At 53.1% G+C, this 21067-nt stretch carries 17 protein-coding genes; 1 reads left to right on the top strand and 16 read right to left on the bottom strand.

Going from position 1 to position 21067, the window contains the following annotated elements; all coding sequences use genetic code 11:
• Positions 1-89 precede the first annotated feature (89 nt).
• Genes KNP06_RS04415 through KNP06_RS04405 form a run of 3 tightly spaced genes read right to left on the bottom strand, consistent with a single transcriptional unit; the run spans position 90 to position 2768 of the window.
• Positions 90-293: a hypothetical protein gene (locus KNP06_RS04415; protein WP_214787976.1), complete on the bottom strand. Its 204-nt coding sequence runs from the start codon at positions 291-293 to the stop codon at positions 90-92.
• A 41-nt stretch (positions 294-334) separates the two neighbouring features.
• On the bottom strand, positions 335-1762 hold the full coding sequence (locus tag KNP06_RS04410; RefSeq protein ID WP_084592791.1) for a RecQ family ATP-dependent DNA helicase: 1428 nt from the start codon (positions 1760-1762) through the stop codon (positions 335-337).
• A complete protein-coding gene (locus KNP06_RS04405) occupies positions 1746-2768 on the bottom strand; it encodes a YpbB family protein (protein ID WP_232939409.1) in 1023 nt (340 codons plus the stop codon). Before KNP06_RS04405 ends, KNP06_RS04410 begins: the two co-directional genes overlap by 17 nt.
• 143 nt (positions 2769-2911) lie before the next feature.
• Here KNP06_RS04405 and KNP06_RS04400 point away from each other — a divergent pair, with 143 nt between their 5' ends.
• Positions 2912-3160 carry a ferredoxin gene (locus KNP06_RS04400; RefSeq protein WP_021067177.1) on the top strand — a complete coding sequence of 83 codons (249 nt, stop codon included), beginning with the start codon at positions 2912-2914 and terminating at the stop codon, positions 3158-3160.
• A 37-nt stretch (positions 3161-3197) separates the two neighbouring features.
• Here the strand turns inward: KNP06_RS04400 and KNP06_RS04395 are convergent, their stop codons facing one another.
• The 13 genes from KNP06_RS04395 to pnp form a co-directional block, all read right to left on the bottom strand.
• The gene (locus KNP06_RS04395) at positions 3198-3995 is read right to left on the bottom strand and encodes a thermonuclease family protein (protein ID WP_214787946.1); all 798 of its coding nucleotides are present in this window, start codon (positions 3993-3995) and stop codon (positions 3198-3200) included.
• A 91-nt stretch (positions 3996-4086) separates the two neighbouring features.
• Entirely contained in the window at positions 4087-5046 is a 960-nt protein-coding gene (locus KNP06_RS04390; protein ID WP_034777299.1) for an ABC transporter permease, read from the bottom strand.
• Complete coding sequence (locus KNP06_RS04385) at positions 5043-6107, bottom strand: ABC transporter permease (RefSeq protein WP_034777298.1); 1065 nt, start codon at positions 6105-6107, stop codon at positions 5043-5045. Before KNP06_RS04385 ends, KNP06_RS04390 begins: the two co-directional genes overlap by 4 nt.
• Positions 6104-7630 carry an ABC transporter ATP-binding protein gene (locus tag KNP06_RS04380; RefSeq protein WP_034777297.1) on the bottom strand — a complete coding sequence of 509 codons (1527 nt, stop codon included), beginning with the start codon at positions 7628-7630 and terminating at the stop codon, positions 6104-6106. Before KNP06_RS04380 ends, KNP06_RS04385 begins: the two co-directional genes overlap by 4 nt.
• A gap of 61 nt (positions 7631-7691) precedes the next feature.
• Positions 7692-8777 (bottom strand): BMP family lipoprotein, encoded by a 1086-nt coding sequence (locus KNP06_RS04375; protein WP_214787943.1) that lies wholly within the window; start codon positions 8775-8777, stop codon positions 7692-7694.
• Positions 8778-8905: 128 nt separating this feature from the next.
• Positions 8906-9625, bottom strand: coding sequence for a GntR family transcriptional regulator (locus KNP06_RS04370; RefSeq protein WP_034777294.1), 720 nt, complete (start codon positions 9623-9625; stop codon positions 8906-8908).
• Positions 9626-10027: 402 nt separating this feature from the next.
• Positions 10028-12205 (bottom strand): DNA translocase FtsK, encoded by a 2178-nt coding sequence (locus tag KNP06_RS04365; RefSeq protein ID WP_214787940.1) that lies wholly within the window; start codon positions 12203-12205, stop codon positions 10028-10030.
• A 62-nt stretch (positions 12206-12267) separates the two neighbouring features.
• On the bottom strand, positions 12268-13935 hold the full coding sequence (locus tag KNP06_RS04360; RefSeq protein ID WP_034777292.1) for a ribonuclease J: 1668 nt from the start codon (positions 13933-13935) through the stop codon (positions 12268-12270).
• A 95-nt stretch (positions 13936-14030) separates the two neighbouring features.
• Positions 14031-14684 (bottom strand): M15 family metallopeptidase, encoded by a 654-nt coding sequence (locus tag KNP06_RS04355; RefSeq protein ID WP_138859577.1) that lies wholly within the window; start codon positions 14682-14684, stop codon positions 14031-14033.
• A complete protein-coding gene (locus KNP06_RS04350; RefSeq protein ID WP_214710616.1) occupies positions 14681-15934 on the bottom strand; it encodes a lipid II:glycine glycyltransferase FemX in 1254 nt (417 codons plus the stop codon). Before KNP06_RS04350 ends, KNP06_RS04355 begins: the two co-directional genes overlap by 4 nt.
• A gap of 3 nt (positions 15935-15937) precedes the next feature.
• Positions 15938-17398 carry a UDP-N-acetylmuramoyl-L-alanyl-D-glutamate--2,6-diaminopimelate ligase gene (locus KNP06_RS04345; RefSeq protein WP_034779828.1) on the bottom strand — a complete coding sequence of 487 codons (1461 nt, stop codon included), beginning with the start codon at positions 17396-17398 and terminating at the stop codon, positions 15938-15940.
• Positions 17399-17481: 83 nt separating this feature from the next.
• Entirely contained in the window at positions 17482-18699 is a 1218-nt protein-coding gene (locus tag KNP06_RS04340; protein WP_214787937.1) for a M16 family metallopeptidase, read from the bottom strand.
• A gap of 50 nt (positions 18700-18749) precedes the next feature.
• The gene (gene pnp, locus KNP06_RS04335; protein ID WP_138859580.1) at positions 18750-20966 is read right to left on the bottom strand and encodes a polyribonucleotide nucleotidyltransferase; all 2217 of its coding nucleotides are present in this window, start codon (positions 20964-20966) and stop codon (positions 18750-18752) included.
• Positions 20967-21067: the final 101 nt, after the last annotated feature.

Genomic DNA, 21067 nt, shown 5'->3' with positions numbered 1-21067 from the left:
CAATTCCTGTGAGAAATTGGTGAGATTGTGCGATTGGTTCGACAAAACAGAGATTGATCATAAAAAAATACGACGTCCCCGTCGTATTGTCAGAAAACTATTGTATGACGACCTATATATAAAAATACGAGAATAATGGCAAACATCGTCAATGTCAGCATCATGGCGAGCGGCCGTTTCAGCCAATTGTCGTTCAATTTTTCTTTCCGCTCATGCTCTTGTCGTTCAGCGCGAGACGGCAACGTGTCCACCACTTGTTCACGAAGTGAGTCCGCTTGGTTCCGATGTCGCAACGTGTGCCCTCCTTTACCTTTTTTATCATTTTACTATGATATCAATCAAAGGAGAAGATACGAGATAAACGATGTTTCCAATCTGTCACATTTTTAGACACAATTTGAACCGACGGCGGGAATACGATCTCCCCACACACGTCGCAACAATCGGCTTGTTTGACCGGTTGTTCCGAGAAATAGTTCAACAAGTAATCGCGCCGGCACGTCTTGATGAGGGCGTAGTCCATCATCTGTCCGAGTTGACGATAGCGGGCCCGCTTTCTATCTTTTACCCAATCGATCGCCTCGGCAAGCGTCCGCTCGGCGAGCATCTGGTTCAACAATCCCCAGACCGGGTCTTCCTCGTTCAACCGCAAAAGACGCGGCAGTTGGGCCAGACTCGTGCCGTTGTCGCGTTCCAAATACGCGAGACGGATGTCTTTGTCTTTCGGATATTGTTGGTCGATCAAAAACTGTTGGATGCGTTCGTCGCCTTCGGCATAGAGCAAGACGGCAAATGCGGGTTCACCGTCTCGCCCGGCACGACCGATCTCTTGCATGTACGCCTCGAGCGTGGCCGGGATTTGATAATGGATGACCGAACGGACGTTGTCTTTATTCACACCCATCCCGAACGCACTTGTACATACCATGATCGCGACTTCATCTCGCAAAAATTGCGATTGCACGAGCCGGCGGTCCTCAGTCGACATGCCACCGTGATAAAACAAGGCGTCGTCAAGATGAAGCGCGAGTGCTTCGGCTTCACGCCGTGTCGCCGTATAGATGACGGCCGGTTTCGGGACGTCATGGACGAGCTCGCTCAACCGCCGCATCTTGTCCTCGGACTCGAGACGTTCGACGATGAGTCGAATCTCAGGCCGGTTTGCCGAATGGACGAACTGCGCCGGCGAGAACAACGCCAACTTCTCGATGATATCCCGTTTCACCGTCTCCGGGGCCGTCGCGGTGACGGCCATGCACTGCGGGCTACCGAGTTGTTTACGCAACTCGCCTAGACGGGCATACTCAGGTCGGAACTCATGGCCCCACTGCGAAATACAGTGGGCCTCGTCGACGACGAGCATTTGAATCCGCGTCCGAGCGAGCGCCCGCGTCACGTGCGGCACGGCGAGTTGTTCGGGCGATAAGTATAAGAAGCGATAACGCTTCAAATGATTCAAGATGTCTTGTTTCTCCTCGAGCGTCTCCATCGATGTCAATCGCGCCACTCCCCGCTCGCCCCGTTCACGGATGTGAAGCATCTGATCTTCGATTAGCGACAAGAGCGGTGACACGATGATGGTCAGCCCGTCATTTTTAAGATAAGACGGGAGTTGGAACGTCAACGACTTGCCCGCTCCGGTCGGCATGATGGCCAACACGTCCTGGCCGTCGGCGACCGCTTCGATCACATCCCGTTGCCCGGGACGGAAGCTGTCGTAGCCGAACACCCGCTTCAACGTCTTCTCAAACAAATGTCTCACCTCGTTTCAATCTCGCGAACACCAATCGGATTTGATAGTAACTGATCCCGTCGATTTGTTCAAAAATCGGCTTGAGCGCCCAGCTCGACTCGTCACGCAACTGCTCGACTTGCTTGATTTGCTCAAACGGAACAAATTGGTCGAGCGGGAACTCATCTAAATACATCGCCATCTCGACGACGTGGTCTTCAATCGTACTCGTGCGCAACCGTCGCTGGGACTGGACTTGTTGGAACGTTCGACCAGCCGAAAACTGCTCATACGACTCGCGCGCCGACAACGTCATCCGCTCACTCGACAAGCCGTGCGCGAAGCCAAGCAACTTGGCATCCCTTGGCAATTTCCACAGGAGCGCATTCCACCCGGCCAAAAAATAGAGCCGCGCCGTGCGCGCATCGACATCGAGAAGCGAGGCGATTTGTTCATACGTGTATCCTGTCTCGAACGCACCGGTGAACCGATAGACGACGGCGGTCGCGTACGGGTCCCCCACTTCTTCAAGCGCCGTTTCAAGCTCCTGATGAAAGCTGTGGATCAGCGGTTGCCACTCCCGCTCGGTCCTGACGATCTGTTTGACCCAGCGTTCGGCCAACCGATCGGCCTGCACCGGATAGAACGTCCGCTCATGCTCGAGCGACATGAACGTCTGGACGAACAAACTGAGCCGCTTCCACGTCATCGTCGTATAGTCCCGATACTCACCGCCGAGACGGTCGAACAGCTCACTGACCGCCTCCGGCGAAGCGAGCATCTTGCCGGCCTCGGTCAACGTGAAGCTCGAACGGTTGAGCCAGCCTCGCTTCTCGAACGAGGCGAGCAGTTTCTCATAGTCGTACTTCGTATAGGGGAACAATCCGAAAATTGGTTCCAAGTCATAAAAAAAGGCATCTTGCAGTGTCGTCGCCGAACGTTTGCCGTTCAACACATGAAACAAACTGCGCTCGCTGCGCTCCCCTTTCAAGCGCTCAATCGAAAGCAACAACACCCCGTCCGCTAAATGAACCATCGTTCCACCTCCTCGGTCAAAATTATGCTTCCAAAACGTTATTCGTTTCCTCATTGAAATATTTGGGTATGTAGACTACAATTACTCATAGTCAGTAGAAAATCATTTCTATGCAGAGAGACGAAACGTATGGAGGGTTACAAATGGCAAAATTTACGATTGTTGATAAAGATACATGTATCGCATGTGGGGCCTGCGGAGCAGCCGCCCCAGACATCTTCGACTATGACGACGAAGGCCTCGCGTTCAACTTGATGGACGACAACACGGGCACGATCGAAGTCCCGGACGAATTGTATGAGGACTTGATGGACGCGTTCGAAGGATGCCCGACCGACTCAATTAAAGTCGCGGACGAATCGTTCGACGGCGACGCACTCAAGTACGAATAAGAGAGACATGTGTGCCTGAAGGGCGCACATGTCTTTTTTATCGCGTCGCTTTCCGGAAACCCGCTTCACGCGCCTCTTCCTCTGTACAGAACATCTCTTCTGGGATCGTTCGCTCATAGCTCGCCCCGCCCGGAACGTGATAAATCTTCTCCCCGTCCCGATTGATATTCCCTTTAATGTCACATCCATCCGTGTCTCGTTTCGGCTGGGCCGGCTCGGTCGCCTCATGGTCGAAGCCGTTGCCGGTCACGTAGTCCTCAAGACTCCAAATCCCGAGCAATTCCTGACGCGCGGCCTGCTCGACCTCCCGAAACGCATCGACGTGTTGCGTGTTCGGCGCGTATACATAGGCGACACGCGCCAACCCGCGGCGCAACAATTCCTCGTTCAACATCACTTCGTCATACCAGACGTAGGCGAGTGTCCGTTGATAACGATCGTAGCGCCCGACGTCATATTCGAGCGTGATCGTATCTCCTTCTGGCAGCCAACGCTCGACGAATGATTTCGCATCCTCTCCGAACGGTTGGACCGGCAGCGTCGGATGGCTCGTCTCTGGCGTATCAACGAGCAAGAGACGAATCGATTCGGTCGCCCCGTTCTCAAACTCGACTTTGAGCGTATCTCCATCGATGACGCGGTCGAGCGTGACCGTCTCGGTCTTACCGAGCGGCCGTGCGACTTGTTGGGCGACCGACGCCGACGGAAAATCGGACTCGAGTTCGACGAGCGATTCTGGCGGGTCGATTTGTTCGGCGAACCAGTCATCGACGGAGCAGCCCGCGAGCGAAACGCTCAGCACGACGGCGATCAGCAGTTGCCACCATTTTTTCAATTATCTCACCTCTACACCAGTATAACAAAAAAGGTTGTTTGACTTAAGCGTCAAACAACCTGGATGAAATGGACATTTGTCCTTTTGATGATTAGCGTTTCCCTTTAATATATGGGATACCGACCGATTTCGGTGCATCCGCACGTCCGACGACACCTGCGAGGGCAAGGATCGTGAGCGCATACGGCGCAATCAAGAGCAACACTTGCGGCACATTGCTGATGACCGGCAAGTTGCTACCGATGATCGACAACGCTTGGGCGAATCCGAAGAACAGACCGGCACCGAGCGCGCCGAGCGGATTCCACTTCCCGAAAATCATGGCGGCGATGGCCAAGAAACCTTGACCGACGATCGTCGTCCCGCTGAAGTTTGTCGTGACGGTGACAGCGTATACTGCACCAGCGAGTCCGCCGAACGCTCCTGAGAGCATGACGCCCATGAAGCGCATTTTCGTGACGTTGATCCCCATCGTGTCAGCCGCCATCGGGTGTTCCCCGACCGAACGGAGACGAAGACCGAACGGTGTCTTGAAGATGACGAACCAGACGACGAACGCGAGAATGATCGCGATGAACGACGTGTACTGCACGTTGATGAAGAACATGCGAAGCACCGGGATATCCGATAGAATCGGAACGTTCTCTTTGGCAATCCGAAACTCGATGAAGTCGGTCTGCCCTTTGTTGTAAAGCACACGGACGACGAAGATGGCGAGTCCGATCGCGAGCATGTTGATCGCGACCCCGAGTACCGTCTGGTCAGCCCGCCAAAGGATGGCCGGCACCGCCAAGAAGAGCGAGAAGAGCGCACCGACGACCATAGCGACCAAAAGTGAGATCCATGGACTGAGACCGCCCAGCCCCATATCTGTCAACGTGAGCGTCGTGATAATTCCTGTCGCAGCACCGATGACCATGATGCCTTCTAAGGCGATGTTGACGACACCCGAACGTTCACTGAAGATGCCGCCGAGCGCCGCGATGATGAGTGGAGTCGCATAGGCTAAGGCAACCGGCACGACGATGTAGAGGACTTCTAAGAAGCTCATTTTTTCTCCACTCCTTTCTTACGATTTCCTTTGAATTTGTCAATCACGTAGTTAAAGGCGTAACCTGAAGCCACGAAGATGACAATCGCGGCGATGATGACTTTGACGAGCTCAGATGGGATGTTCGCACCGAGCTGCATCGCGAGTCCGCCGATATTGAGTCCAGCGAACAAGATAGCTGCCAAGACGACACCGACGGCCGTGTTCGCACCGAGGAGCGCGACGGCGATCCCGTCAAAACCGACTCCGGTGAACGAGGCGCTGAGCGTCATGCCGTTGAACGTACCGAGACCTTCCATCGCCCCTGCGAGTCCTGCGAACATACCCGAGATGACGAATGAGAGAATGATGTTCCGGTTGACGCTCATCCCTGCGTATTGTGATGCGTGTTTGTTAAAACCGACGGCCCGAAGCTCATAGCCGAGCGTCGTCCGTTGCAAGATGTAGTAATAGACGATCGCTGCGAGCACGGCGATGAGGACACCCCAATGCAAGCGCGAGAACGTCGTCAATTCTTGAAGCATCGGTGACGCGAGCGACGCCGAATCTTTAATGGATTCGGTGCGTTCGTTCGTTACCCCGATGACACTGCGCAAAATCGCATTCGTCGTGTAGAGCGCGATATAGTTCATCATGATCGATGTGATAACTTCGTGGACGTGGAACTTGGCTTTCAAGAAACCAGGCACGAACGCCCAGAGCGCTGCTGCGAACATGGCCGCGAGAAGCGCGAGCGGCAAGTGGATGAACATCGGCAAGTCAAAGTTGATCCCGACATACACCGCTGCCACCCAGCCAATCAACACTTGGCCTTCGACCCCGATGTTGAAGAGGCCGGTACGGAACGCGAACGCGACGGCCAAACCTGAGAAGATGAGCGGTGCCGCGGCGCGAAGCGTCTCACCGATTGCGTACGGGCTGCCGACCATGCCTTCAAACAGTGACGAGAACCCTCGAATCGGGTCATAGCCACCGATGAGCATGACGATCGCCCCGACGAGAAGTCCCATCAAGATCGACAAGAGTGGGATGAGCAGTCGATTAAATCCTAGTTTATTCATACTGTTTCTTCTCCTCTCTTACCGCCGGCCATCAAGAAGCCGAGTTCTTGCTCCGTCGTCTCTTTCGGATCACGGATTCCGACAATCTTCCCTTCATACAAGACGGCGATTCGGTCCGCGACGTGTAAAATCTCTTCGAGCTCGAACGAGATCAACAGGACGGCGCGTCCTTTTTCACGCTCTTTGATGAGCTGTTCATGAATGAATTCGATTGCCCCGACGTCAAGACCTCGCGTCGGTTGCGCCGCGATCAACAAGTCAGGTGACCGGTCGACTTCACGGGCGATGATGGCTTTCTGTTGGTTACCACCCGACAAGGCACGGGCAGGTACATCGACCGATGGAGTTCGGACGTCAAACTTCTCAATCAACGCTTTCGCTTTCTCAGCCACGGCTTTATAGTTCATCAAACCGCGCTTCGAGAACGGCTCTTTATAATACGTTTGGAGCACCATGTTGTCGCGAATCGTATAATCGAGGACGAGGCCATGTTTATGCCGGTCTTGCGGGATGTGGCCAACACCAGACTCCGTCACTTTGCGCGGCGTGAACCCGGTCACGTCTTTCCCGTTCAACATCACTTTTCCAGACTCGGGTTTCTTCAAGCCCGAGATGGCTTCAATCAATTCGGTCTGTCCGTTCCCGTCAATCCCGGCAATCCCGAGGATTTCCCCTGAACGAATCTGTAAATCCAAGCCGTCGACGGCTTTGAGCCCGCGACTGTCTTTGACGACAAGTTTTTGGACGTCGAGGACGACTTGCTGTGGATCTGCCTTGGAATATTCCGCATCAAAGTTAACTTCACGCCCGACCATCATTTCTGCCAAACGATCTTCGTTGACCGTCTCATCGATATCAATCGTACCGATATAACGTCCACGACGGATGACCGTACAGCGATCGGCGACTTGCATGATCTCTTTCAGCTTATGCGTGATCAAGACGATCGATTTACCTTCTTCAATCAGACGCTTCATGATTTGAATGAGTTCTTGAATCTCTTGCGGCGTCAGTACAGCGGTTGGCTCATCGAAAATCAAGATTTCGGCCCCGCGATAGAGCGTCTTCAAAATTTCGACCCGTTGTTGCATCCCGACCGAGATATCCTCGATTTTCGCATCCGGATCGATCCGAAGACCATACTGTTCCGAGATGTCCATGACTTTTTTACGCGCCGTCGCCCGGTCGACCGTCAGTCCACTCTTCGGCTCTGAGCCGAGGATGATGTTCTCGGTCACCGTGAACTTCTCAACGAGCATGAAGTGTTGGTGTACCATACCGATTCCAAGGTCGTTGGCGATGTTCGGATTCTCAATGTTCACTTTCTCCCCGCGCACGCGGATCTCCCCGCCTTCCGGCTGATAAAGACCGAACAGGACGTTCATGAGCGTCGATTTTCCGGCCCCGTTCTCGCCGAGCAACGCATGAATCTCTCCTTTGCGCAATTGGAGGGTGATATTGTCGTTGGCAACGAACGTTCCGAACTCTTTGCGAATATTGAGCATTTCAATTACATATTCCAAGAAAGTCCACCCCTAACTTTAAGTAAAGGGAGACCGCATGGGTCCCCCCTAACTCAATGAATTATTTTACTGTTTTCATGAACTCTTCGAACTCAGCGTCAGTCGCTGGAGCCGTGATGTCTCCGTCGATCAACTGTGTGCGGTACTCTTCAACTTTTGCGAGGACGTCAGCTGAAACGTTCTTATCCGAAGTCTCAGCAATCCCTACGCCATCATCTTTCAACGAGAACTCAACGATTTCGCCTGCTGGGAACTTATCTTCCATCGCAAGTTTCGATACTTCGTAAGTAGCCGTGTCAACACGTTTGACCATTGAAGTAAGCGTTACGTTTTCTGGAAGACCTTCTTCGTATTGGTCACGGTCAACACCGATGACCCATACATCTTCGCCGTTCTTCTTACGGTTTTTCGCTTCTGTGAATACGCCAACCCCAGTACCGCCTGCTGCGTGGTACACGATATCAGAACCTGCTCCGTACATACCTGAAGCGATTGCTGTACCTTTTTCAGCTGAGTTGAAGTCTTCAGCGTACTTCACGTCGATTGTCGCATCCGGGTTAACGGCCATGACGCCAGCTTTATAACCGTTCTCGAACTTCTTGATCAAGTCAGACTCAACGCCGCCGACGAATCCAACTTTGTCAGTTTTCGTAGTAAGACCAGCGACAACACCGACGAGGAACGAACCTTCTTGCTCTTTGAACGTGATTGATGCGACGTTCGGTGCATCAACGACCATATCGACGAGCGCGAAGTTGTTGTCTGGGAACTGTTCAGCAACTTTTTGGATATCTTCGCCCATCAAGAAGCCGATTCCGTAAATCAAGTCGAAGTTATCGCGTGCCAATTGCTGCAAGTTCGGCTGGTAGTCCGCTTGTTTCGATGATTGAAGATATTTGAAGCCTTCGTTTTCAGTCAAGCTGTTGTCTTTCCCGAACTTCGTAAGACCTTCCCAAGCTGATTGGTTGAACGATTTATCATCGACACCGCCAGTATCGGTTACCATCGCTACTTTGAAGTCGCTACCTTCGCCGCCGCCTTCGTTGTTTGAAGCACCTTCATTGTCATCCCCGCCACATGCTGCGAGTACTGTTGAGAGTGTGAGACCTGCTGCTAAAGCTGAGAGAATCGTTTTTTTCTTGTTCATCGTCGTGTTTCCCCTTTCGGATTATAACAATTAAGGTTGTCATGTCATCAGTAGTCTTTACACCGGTATAAGAAAGCGCTTTCACGCTGTTTCCCAAAAATAACCGTTTCCGGATAAAACGAACGTGCTTAGACGCGTTTGCGAACGACGTGGAAGTCGAAGCGGTCCGCTCGGAAAAAGTTCGCCGAATCGAGCAGCGGTAAGTCGCTCTCATCGTAATGCAATTGTTTCAATGCCAGTAACGGTTGGTCCGTTTGAAGTTGCGTCGAAATTTCAGCGTTCACACTCGGTTCGATGTGCGTGATCGCATATGCGACCCGACGTCCTACCTCTTTTTCGAGCGCATCAAACAATGACTTTCCTTCCGTCAACGCCTTCGGATTCGAGACGAGATGGGCTGGGATTTTATCGACACAGTAGACGACTGGTGTCTCATCCGCATATCGAATCCGGACGATCCGATAAATCGGTGAGTTCGGTTCGATTTTTAAACGCTCGGCTTCTCTCTCGGTCGCTAGAACCTTTTCGGCCACCAACACTTTCGTTCCTGGTGTCATTTTGGCGCGCATGATCATGTCCGTGACGCTGAACAGCTCTTCGATCCCTGAAGTAAACGGGGGTTTTGAACTGATGAATGTCCCGACGCCATGTTTCCGCACGACAAATTTCTCGTCTTCGAGAATACGAAGTGCTTCCCGGAGTGTCGCTCGACTGACTCCTAGTTGCTTCGATAACTCGAATTCTGAAGGAAGTTTCTCTCCTTCACGATAGACACCATCGTCGATATCTTGCTTGATTTTCTCAATCACGCGAAGATAGAGCAAGCGATGATCGAGCTTGATCGACATGGGCCTCACCACCTTTACCTATTTCTTACCAGTGCTCAGACATCTGACGTATGAATGTCCTTGCCAATATTAAGTATAGGGATTCGAGAAATAGAACGCAATACTTTTTGTTCGGAATCAGGGAAATATTTTAAAGTGAAGGGATTATGTACACTTCATAGTCTATATTACCTGTTCTGGCAGGCTTTGAAAAGAAAACGTAAAATGAAAACGGTATTAAAAAATGAAAGCGGTTCAACATTTTTAGTAGTATGTCCTAATGAATCAAATAGGTCAGATGTGCTATATTAGTTCGTCCCAACATGACGTCGACCCCGATCGTCACGTTTGAACCGGATTATCTGAGATTAGATAAAAAACGAACGATTAGGATTTGTTATACCTAGTCGTTCGTTTTATTTTTTAACCCTCGGTTTGGTTAATGAGCACTTTCCGCGGCTTCGAGCCTTCTGACGGCCCGACATATCCGGCTTGTTCGAGTGAATCGATCAAGCGGGCTGCCCGGTTATAACCGATGCGGAATCTTCGTTGAATCATCGAAGTGGACGCCGTCTCTTGCGTCAAGATGAATTGAACGACTTCTTCGAACAATGAATCGTCCGAATCAATGGTCGTGACCTCTTCTTCTTTCGGCATCATCGCCTCGACGTATTGGGCCCGTTGCTGGGCGATGACATGATTGACGACCGTTTCGACTTCTTGGTCGGACACGAACGCACCTTGCACACGGATCGGTTTGTTCATCCCGTTGGCGAGCATGAGCATGTCACCCCGGCCGAGCAACTTCTCAGCACCTCCCCCGTCAAGGATCGTCCGTGAATCCGTCTGCGACGAGACGGCGAACGCGATGCGGGACGGGATGTTCGCTTTGATGACGCCGGTAATGACGTCGACAGACGGACGCTGGGTGGCGAGCACCATGTGGATGCCGGCCGCCCGTGCCATCTGGGCAAGACGCATGATCGCGTCCTCGACGTCGTTCGAGGCGACCATCATCAAATCGGCGAGCTCATCGACGATGACGACGATGAACGGCAGACGTTTGGCGTCTTCATCGTCCGATTTATCGACGAGTTCGTTATACCCTTCGATGTTCCGCACACCATAACGGCTGAACAACTCATAGCGTCGTTCCATCTCGGCGACAACTTGTTTGAGTGCTTGGGCGGCTTTCTTCGGATCCGTCACGACCGGCGTCAGCAAGTGCGGGACGCCGTTATAGACGTTCAACTCGACCATTTTCGGATCGATCATCATGAGCCGGACTTCATCAGGACGAGTCCGCATCAAGAGCGACACGATCATGCCGTTGATACAGACCGATTTCCCGGAACCGGTCGACCCGGCGACGAGCAAATGCGGCATCTTGTTCAAGGCGATCGTCACCGTCTCGCCACTGATGCTGCGCCCAAGGGCGACGAGGAGCGGCGACTGCTCCCGCTTGACCGGATCGGCCTCGAGCACTTCACGGAGACAGACCGGGGCCACTTCCTGGTTCGGCACTTCAATCCCGATGGCGGCCTTTCCTGGGATCGGTGCCTCGATCCGGATATCTTTGGCGGCAAGCGCAAGGGCAAGGTCATCGCTGAGCGACGTGATGCGGCTCACTTTGACCCCGATATCCGGTTGCAGTTCATATTTCGTCACGGTCGGACCAAGATGAATCTTTAACACCTTCACACCGACGCCGAACGATTTGAGCGTTTGGACGAGTTTTGTCGCATTTGCTTTCAGACGGGCGTTCTCGCCGGACAGGTCGGTCACGACCGGTTCGCTGAGGATGGTGAACGTCGGCAATTCATACGTGTCCGACACGTCTTGTGACGCCGTCATCATCATGTCCTCGGTCGGTAGCTCCGTCACTTCCTCCGTCGAGGCCACTTCTTCCGTTTTCGGACGTTTCTCGGCGACGACTTTCTCGCTGAACCCGACAATCGGGATGTCATGCATCGTCACCGCGTCTGCTTCAGGCTCGGCTTCGACCGGCTTCGATTCAACTTTTGCCGGTGCCGAAACCGCCTTCTTCCGATTGGACACCGGAGCCGGTTTGACCCGCTCCCGGTCGTGCCACTCTTGTTTGATGGCCGTACCGGTTTCGAGCAGGCGCGACCCGATCGTCCGCCAAATCGTTGGCGATAAGAGCGAGATCCCGATGATCATGCATAGCACGCCTAAAAAGATGATCCCAAAGTCGGAGAGCAAGTATTGGTTGAGCTGATACAGCGCCCCGTTAATCGTCCCTCGTTCCGCTCCCCATACCAAATCTCCGAACATGAGAAACGAGACGAACAGGAACAGGATGCCCGTCCGTTGCATCGGACGAAATTCGTTTAAAAAGACGAGCAACGTGAATGCGATTGCCAAATACGTGAGTGCCCCCCAGCCTCCGAATAACGTCGTCGCGAGGAGTGACGTCTGATTCCCGACCCAACCGAAGTCGAACAAGGAGAAGATGAACGCCGTGATCGACATGACGAACATGACCCAGCCATATGTACGTAGTGGGATTGGCTGTTTTTTCGCACGCCTTGTCGTCGGTCGCTTCCGCTTCGCCGGAGTTTTTCTCGATTTTTGTGCCACCTTAGATTCCTCCTAAAAAAACGAGGCAAAAGTCTGATGACTTTTGCCTCAATCTCAATTCCTTAAATCTCCATGATGATCGGCAAGATCATCGGACGACGTTTCGTCTGTTCGAACAAGTAGACGCTGAGCCGCTCGCGGATATTTGATTTCAACTCGGTCCAATCACTTCCAGCCTGGAGACTCTTCTCGATCTGTTTCGTGACGATGCGGTTCGCTTCTGAGATCATCTCTTCGGATTCACGCATATAGACGAATCCGCGCGAGATGAGTTCAGGTCCTGAAATCAATTTCTTCTGTTTCCGGTTCAACGTGACGACACAGAGGACGACACCGTCTTGTGACAAGAGACGACGGTCACGGAGGACGATGTTCCCGACGTCCCCAACGCCAATCCCATCGATCAAGACGTTGCCGGCCGGTACTTTCCGGCTCATCCGAGCTTTACGTCCCGTGAACTCGACCACATCCCCTTTTTCGACGATGAAGATGTTGTTCGATTTCACACCGACTTGCTCGGCGAGTTTCGAGTGGGCCATCTGCATCCGGTATTCTCCGTGAATCGGAAGGAAGTACTTCGGTTTGACGAGGTTCAGCATGAGCTTGAGCTCTTCGGCCGAACCGTGTCCCGAGACGTGTACTTTCCGTTGGTTATAGATGACGTTCGCTCCTGAGCGGAACAAAAGGTCGATCGTCTTCGAGACGGACTTCTCGTTGCCAGGAATCGGTGTCGCCGCGATGACGACCGTGTCGTTCAAGCGGATGTTCACTTGCTTATGGGCGTTGCGCGCCATGCGCGTCAAGGCCGCCATCGGCTCGCCTTGCGAACCGGTCGTCAAGATGACGACTTTGTTGTCAGGCAAGCGATTCACTTGCGACAGCTCGACGAGCGTCTTCGGCTTGAAGCGAAGGTAGTTGAGCTTCTGCGCCACTTCGACGATATTGACCATGCTGCGACCGACGACGGCGACTTTGCGGTCGTTCGCCTCGGCTGCCGCGAACACTTGTTGAAGACGGTGCACGTTCGAAGCGAAAGAGGCGACGATGACGCGGCCCTCAGCTTGATAGATGACATCGTTCAACTCGGCGCCGACGAGCGACTCCGAACCAGTTTGGCCAGGGCGTTCCGCATTCGTCGAATCTGACAATAAGCAGAGGACGCCGCGTTGGCCGATGGCTGCCAACTTGTTAAAGTCCGACTGTTTCCCATCGACTGGCGTGTAATCAAACTTAAAGTCGCCCGTGTGTACGATGGCGCCTTGTGACGTTTGAATGCAGACACCGACACAGTCCGGGATTGAGTGGTTGACGCGGAAGAAAGTGATGAAATGATCAGCGATAGTCAATTTCGTTTTGGCGTCAATCAATCGGAGGTCGACTTCTTTTAACAAGCCCGCCTCTTTCAATTTGAGCTCGATTAAACCGAGCGTCAATTTCGTCCCATACACGGGAACGTGCTTCAAATCACGGAGTACATAGCTGAGCCCACCGATATGGTCTTCGTGACCATGGGTGATGAAAATCGCGCGTACCCGATCTTTATTTTCTTTTAAATACGTAATGTCTGGGATGACAATATCAATCCCGAGCATCTCATCGCCTGGAAACATAAGGCCGGCATCGATGACGAAGATGTCGTCGTCTAGTTCCACGACGTACATGTTCTTCCCGATTTCGCCTACGCCTCCAAGAGCAAAGACGCTAACGTTCTCTGTCTTCTTCTTTGACACTAACAAAAACCTCCTAGATGTTGCATATTCTGTTTCGTCCACTTATCGCTACTGAATATTGTATCGGAAAACTGCTGATATGCCAACATTTCCGTTCAATTGACGAGAGGTTTCATCACATCGGCGAGTGGCATCGTCGCTTTGTCGTCCGGACGTTTCCCGGAAGCGAGTTGGCGAATCGACAAGCCGAAGTCCATTTGTAAATGCGGGTAATCCGGAAAACTTCTCCAATCCCCGCCCCATTCGAAGCCGAGTGCTTTGCCGAGTTCTCCTAACTCTTGCCAATCGGGTTCGTCCGATCGGTTGTGGTCCGACTCGAGATTGTAATCGGCACGGTTATTGTGGATGATGACGAAATCGACGGCGAGCCCATAGTTATGGTAACTTTGTCCCGCCTTGGCGTTCGTCACGACTTGTCCCGGTTTCGAGCGCCCTTGGGCATAGAGCGCGTTCTGCTCATCGGCCGACCGATACCCCGACGTCAGACGGACCTCGAGGCCGAGGCAAGAGTAGGCCAGGCGCACGAACGACTCGCTCCGCTCGCGGACGTGCGGATGAAGCTTCGCGAACGCCTTTTCACTTCGCTCGACGACGACATCTTCCGAGCCCGGGTTGCGTTCACACATTCCCGTTTCAAATGTGGGTTCATCGACCCATGGCATCGGGCCCGGACGTGACAACGTGTACGCTAAAAAGATTCCGACTAAAAACGCCGTCATCGCGAACGTCAAAACGCCGGTCCATTTCATCGGCGCAACCGTTTACGGAGTCCTTTGACGAGCGGTAATCCCGTCTCGAGGGCGAAATAGAGCGGACGATTCAAGACGAGGTCGAACTCGCCGACTTTCTCGATCAAATCGCTTCCCCAGCCCGACTTGAACGCATAAAGCCCTGCATACTCGTCATCAGGCTCCGTGCTACCCGATACGCCACCGAAATCGTAGCGTTCGGCCCCGCTCGCCTTGGCTGCTTGCATCATCGTCCATTGCATGAGGTGGTTCGGCATGAACTCACGAAACTCGTTCGAGGATGCCCCGTACAGATAATACGAGCGTCGTCCGGCCAGCGTCAACAGACCGCCCGACAAGACGAGACCGTTCGGGTATTTCTCGTGTAACTCCGTCAGTTCAGGTAACGCGGCTTGAATCTTCTCGATTTGCTCACGTGTCTGCTTTTGACGGTTCAACAAGCTCGTCCGTTTCTTCTCGACCGTTTCCGTCTCGAGTGACCGTTCGATTTTCCCAAGGTCACGCTCCGCTTTTTCGAGTGTGGCCATCTGTTGGTCGAGTGCGAGTTTCGGCTCGAGTTTCGTCAAGAACAAACGGGCGTCATCAGGTTGCAGACAATCGTATAGGTTCTCGAAATAGTCAAGTCCACGAATGGCAAAACCGTCACGCTCGCCCGTCACTTTCATCAAGTCGGCGAACGTCTTAAGCCCGTCGCGCCCGACTTCCGTGCAGACGATCCCTTTCCGTTCGGCCAAACGAACGTTATAGCGGAATTTATGATGGAATTTGCCGAAGATGTCTTTCTCGCTCGGGCGTAAATCCGTCTCCATCGTGAACCGCGGTTGGGCGTAATCAAACCCACCGCCGTATCCTTTATGGGCGAAGCCGAGACTCGCCATCTCGGTCAATAGACCTGGCACTTCATCTCGATCGATATTCGGATCGATTTTCACGACGATCGCTTTGTTCGCCTTGGCGACCCGCTTCGCCTCCTCGGTCAATGCCCGTAAAGAAGCCACATCGTCATAGTCGACGACGAAGCCGCGTGGCGCATAGCAGAGTGTGAACGGGAGCTTCGGTACACGTTTGAATAAGAGTAACGCCACCCCGCTCGTCACCCCATCGTTCGCGACGGCGACCCGCTCGGCGAACCAGCCGTTTTGTCGTTTGACGTCGGCCCAACTCGAAAGCTGAAGCAAGTCCCCACGGTCGTGTGTTTTGACGAAATCGTCATGCTCTTCCTCTGTCAAGGTGATCGGTTGTACTGCCATAAATCATATTTCCTCCGTCTTCAAAATTGTCGCTCGGACGATTGCTTCTTCATCTAGCGGAATTTTCTCATTACCGATGATTTGATATTTCTCATGCCCTTTTCCGGCCAAGACGACGATATTGTCTGGTTCGGCCAACCGGGCCGCATAACGGACAGCCTCTTCCCGGTCCCCAATCTCGACGAAATTGTCGTGGGTCATCCCGGCGGCGATTCCGCTCGTGATCGAGTCGTACGCTTCAAAACGCGGGTCATCCGTCGTGATGACGACCGTCCCCGCATATTTCGAGGCCATCTCTCCCATCGTCGGCCGCTTCGTAACGTCACGGTTCCCGCCTGTACCGATCAAGAACACAATCTTCTCTTTCGGGACACCGACGAGTGATTTCAAGCATTGCTCGATGCCGTCCGGTGTATGCGCATAGTCCGCATAGACGTTATACCCTGGTACGTCGAGACGTTGCATCCGCCCTTTGGCAGGATGAATCGACTCGAGTGCCTGAACGATCTCGGGCAAACGATAGCCGGCAGCGATCAAACACCCGGTCGCGAGCAAGATGTTGTACACGTTGAACCGGCCGATGAATTGAACGGTCAACGGATGACTCTCCCCTTGGTAGTTGAGGCTAAAACTCGTCTCTGACAGCGTCTGAACGATATCTGATGCCGTCACATCGGCCATCTCGTCGATTGCATACGTGATCACTCGGGCGCCCGTCATCGTCTCGTACAGCTTGCTGTACGAATCATCCGCGTTCAACACGGCAACTTTGTGACGCGACGCCATCTGTCCGAGTTGAGCGAACAATAAGCCTTTCGCCCGCGCATAGTTTTCGAACGTACCATGGAAATCGAGATGGTCATGCGTCAAGTTCGTGAAGCCGACGATATCGAAGTCCGTACCGATGACACGACCGAGTTCGAGTCCGTGCGATGACACTTCCATCATCACATCGGTGACGCCTTCTTCGTGCATCCGGGCGAGCAACTGTTGCAGCTCAGAGCTTTGCGGTGTCGTGTTTTTGCTCGGGACGACCGTATCGTTAATGCGTACCTCGACCGTGCCGATCAAGCCGGTGCTATGTCCGAGCTCGGTGAGAACATCACGTAAAATGGTCGTCGTCGTCGTCTTGCCGTTCGTTCCCGTGATCCCGAACAGACGCATCTGCTCAGACGGATATTGATAGAACGCGGACGCCAATAGACCGACCGTACGCGTGCTGTCACGCACGATCAAGTTCGGCACACTCAAAGAGAGTGGCCGTTCACTGACGACGGCGACTGCGCCTTTAGTGACTGCTAAATCAGCGTAGTCGTGACCGTCGACCGTATAGCCTTTAATGGCGACGAACAGCGTCCCTGGGACGACTTCACGCGAGTCGGTCGTCACATGGGTCACCGTGATGCCTTGTAGGTTTGGTTGATTAATCAATTGTATGTGGTTAGCTAAATCCGTTAAGTTCAAGTCTTTCCCTTCTTTCACCTGTTCCTGTCCAAAGTAAAGAATACCTCTTAATCAGTGTAGAGAACTTACAATTCGGTTTCAAGTCAGTCTTCGGACGGAAGGACATATGATTTGGCAGGGGCGTGGCCGAGCACCTCATTGATGAGGGTGTTGACGTCACGCGTTTCAATGCGATCAACTTTGTCGAGCACTTCGTTCAAATCCTCGACTTCATCGAGCAGGACGAGGTTGCGCCCGTTGCGGTTCATCCGTGCGCTCGTGCTCTCGTTCCCAAGGACGAGCGACCCTTTCAGTTGTCGTTTCCCTTTCTCGACTTCCTCATCGGACAGCCCATCCGCTTTTAACGTTTCGAGCTCACGCGTCATGATCGTCTCGACTTGCGCGAGCGTTTCTAGTGACGTTCCGATATAAATGGTGAACGTCCCGTGGTCGTCGAACGTCGTATAGTACGAGTAGATCGAGTAGGCGAGGCCTTGCTCTTCTCGAATCGACTGGAACAGCCGTGACGACATCGTCGCCCCGATCGCATTGTTCAACAAGGCTAAATGCGGCAATCGATCGTCTTTGGCGGCAATCGCCTCGAAGTTCCAGCACAGGTGCGCTTGCTCCGTCTCTTTCTGTTTCTTCACCACGTCGCTATACAAGATCGGCGTCGTCGATTCTTTCGGTGATTCCCCTGATGGAAGGTCGGCAAACCTTCTCGTGACCGCCTCGACCAACTCTTGCGGCACGTGGCCGGCGATTGAGACGACGACACGGTTGCCTGTATACGTCGAAGCGACGTAGCGGAGCAACTGCTCCCGAGATAGTCCGAGGACGCTCGCTTCCGTCCCGAGAATCGGTTCGGAGAGGATGTCGTCCTTATAGACGGCTTTCGCGAGCAGCTCGTGGACGAGATCTTCCGGGGTGTCCTCATACATTTTAATCTCTTCTAAGACGACCCGCTTTTCTTTCTCGAGCTCCGTCTCATCAAACAACGAATCGAATAGCATGTCGGCGAGCGCGTCGAAGGCGATGACCGCGTGCTCGTCAAGCGTCTTCACGTAATAGCACGTATGATCTTTTGACGTGAACGCGTTCACGCTTCCGCCAAGTTCATCAAAGAACGACGCGATCTCTTTTGCCGTTCTCGTCTTTGTTCCTTTGAATAGCATATGTTCAATCAAGTGGCTGATGCCGATCTCGGTCATATCTTCGGTCCGAGTGCCGGCTTTGATAAAGACACCGGTCGACGTGCTGCGGACATCCGCCATCGGTTCAATCACGATGCGGACGCCGTTGTCTAATGTGATCCATTCCATGTTATCACTCCTATGAAAAAGGCCATCGCACCAGACGATGGCCATCATGATTAGTTTGTCGGGCGTGGCGGACGACGGTCTCCGTCACGACGCGGCGGACGGCTGTCACGTGGTGGACGGCTCTCGCGCTGCGCTTTACGTTTCGCTTCATATGCTTCGCGTTCTTCCGGTGACAATCCTTCAAGGATGAGCACTTTGTGCGAGGCATTGACTCGGCCTTTGTCATCGATTTCCGTTACGCGGACTTTAATTGTATCACCGAGTTTAACGACGTCTTCGACGTTCGCGACGCGATCAAGACTGAACTCAGAGACGTGGACGAGCGCGTCCTTGCCTTTGAACAACTCAACGAAAGCGCCGAATTTCTCAATACGACGAACCGTCGCATCGAACTCTTCGCCGACGACGACTTCGCGGACGATGTCGCCGATGAGCGCCATCGCCATGTCGATGCCTTCTTGATCGGTCGACGCGATGAAGACTGTACCGTCTTGCTCGATATCGATTTTGACACCCGTTTGGTCGATGATGCTGTTAATCATCTTCCCGCCCGGTCCGATCACGTCGCGGATCTTGTCCGGATTGATCGTCATCGTCACGATTTTCGGTGCATACTTCGACAACTGCGGACGCGGTGCGTCGAGCGTCTCAAGCATATGGTTCAAGATATGGAGACGGCCTGAACGTGCTTGTTCGAGTGCCTCTTCCAAGATCTCACGCGTGATCCCGGCAATTTTGATGTCCATTTGGAGCGCCGTGATCCCGTCTTTCGTTCCTGCTACTTTGAAGTCCATGTCTCCGAGATGATCTTCGAGACCTTGGATGTCAGTGAGGACCGTATAGTGTTCGCCTTCCATGATGAGACCCATTGCGATCCCGGCAACTGGTGCCTTGATCGGCACACCTGCGTCCATGAGGGCGAGTGTCGAACCACAGATTGAGGCCTGTGAACTCGAACCGTTCGACTCGAGTACTTCCGAGACGAGACGAATCGTGTACGGGAAGTCGGCTTCTTTCGGGATGATTGGAAGAAGTGCACGTTCTCCTAGGGCACCGTGACCGATTTCACGACGACCTGGCGCACGCACCGGACGAGCTTCTCCGACCGAGAACGGCGGGAAGTTATAGTGGTGCATGAAGCGCTTGTTCTCTTCTAACCCGATGCCGTCGATGATTTGAGCATCTCCGATGACGCCGAGTGTCGCGACCGACATGACTTGTGTTTGTCCACGTGTGAACAACCCAACGCCGTGGGCGCGTGGCAACAAGCCCGTTTCTGATGCGAGCGGGCGGATGACTTCCGGGCGACGACCGTCCGGACGAACTTTGTCGACCGTGATCAAACGGCGGACTTCGTCTTTGACGAACTTGTTCAAGATGCCAGATACTTCTTTCAACTTGGCCGGTTCGTCAGCGAGTGATTCTTCGTATGCAGCTACGTATTTGGCAATCACTTCGTTGATTGCTGCGTCACGTGCATGCTTCTCTTCGACTTGAACCGCGGCGTTGATTTCTGGACGTGCTGCTTCGAGCTCAGCCGACAAAGCGTCGTCAAACTTCGATACCGTATATTCGAACTTCGGTTTCCCGACAGCTTCGACGATCTCTGTTTGGAACGCGACCAATTTCTTGATCTCTTCGTGACCGAACAAGATTGACTCGAGCATGACGTCTTCCGGTACTTCGTTCGCGCCTGCTTCAACCATGTTGATCGCAGTTGCTGTTCCGGCGACTTGGAGCTCAAGGTCCGTCTGTTCGAGTTGAGCTGTCGTCGGGTTGACGACGAACTCACCGTTGACACGTCCGACTGTCGCTCCGGCGATCGGCCCGTCGAACGGGATGTCCGAAATCGAGAGTGCGATCGACGTTCCAAGCATACCGGCCATTTCAGCCGAGCAGTCTGGATCGTTCGACATGACGTAGATCATGACTTGAATATCGTGACGGAATCCGTCAGGGAAAAGCGGACGGATCGGACGGTCGATGAGACGTGATGTCAAAATCGCGTTCTCTCCAGGACGTCCTTCCCGACGGAGGAAACCTCCTGGGATTTTACCGACCGAGTATAATTTTTCTTCATAGTTGACCGTGAGCGGGAAGAAATCTAAATCCTTCGGCGCTTTCGATGCTGTGACCGTGGCGAGCACGACCGTGTCCCCATAACGGACGAGTGCCGAGCCGTTTGCTTGTTTCGCAAGTTGCCCGACTTCTACAGATAGCGGACGACCGCCCCATTCAGTAGAAAAGACTTGTTTCGTACCTAACATGAACATTCTCCTCTCAAACCTTATCTAGTTTATTATGTAACTCATTCATATGAATGTCTAATGATTTTCCTCCCAAAAAAGAAGAAACGGACTAGGAACAA

Source organism: Exiguobacterium sp. s21 (assembly GCF_018617975.1).
Lineage (GTDB): Bacteria > Bacillota > Bacilli > Exiguobacteriales > Exiguobacteriaceae > Exiguobacterium > Exiguobacterium mexicanum_A.
Note: the sequence above shows the minus strand (reverse complement) of the source record. Positions and strands in the feature narration are given on the sequence as shown.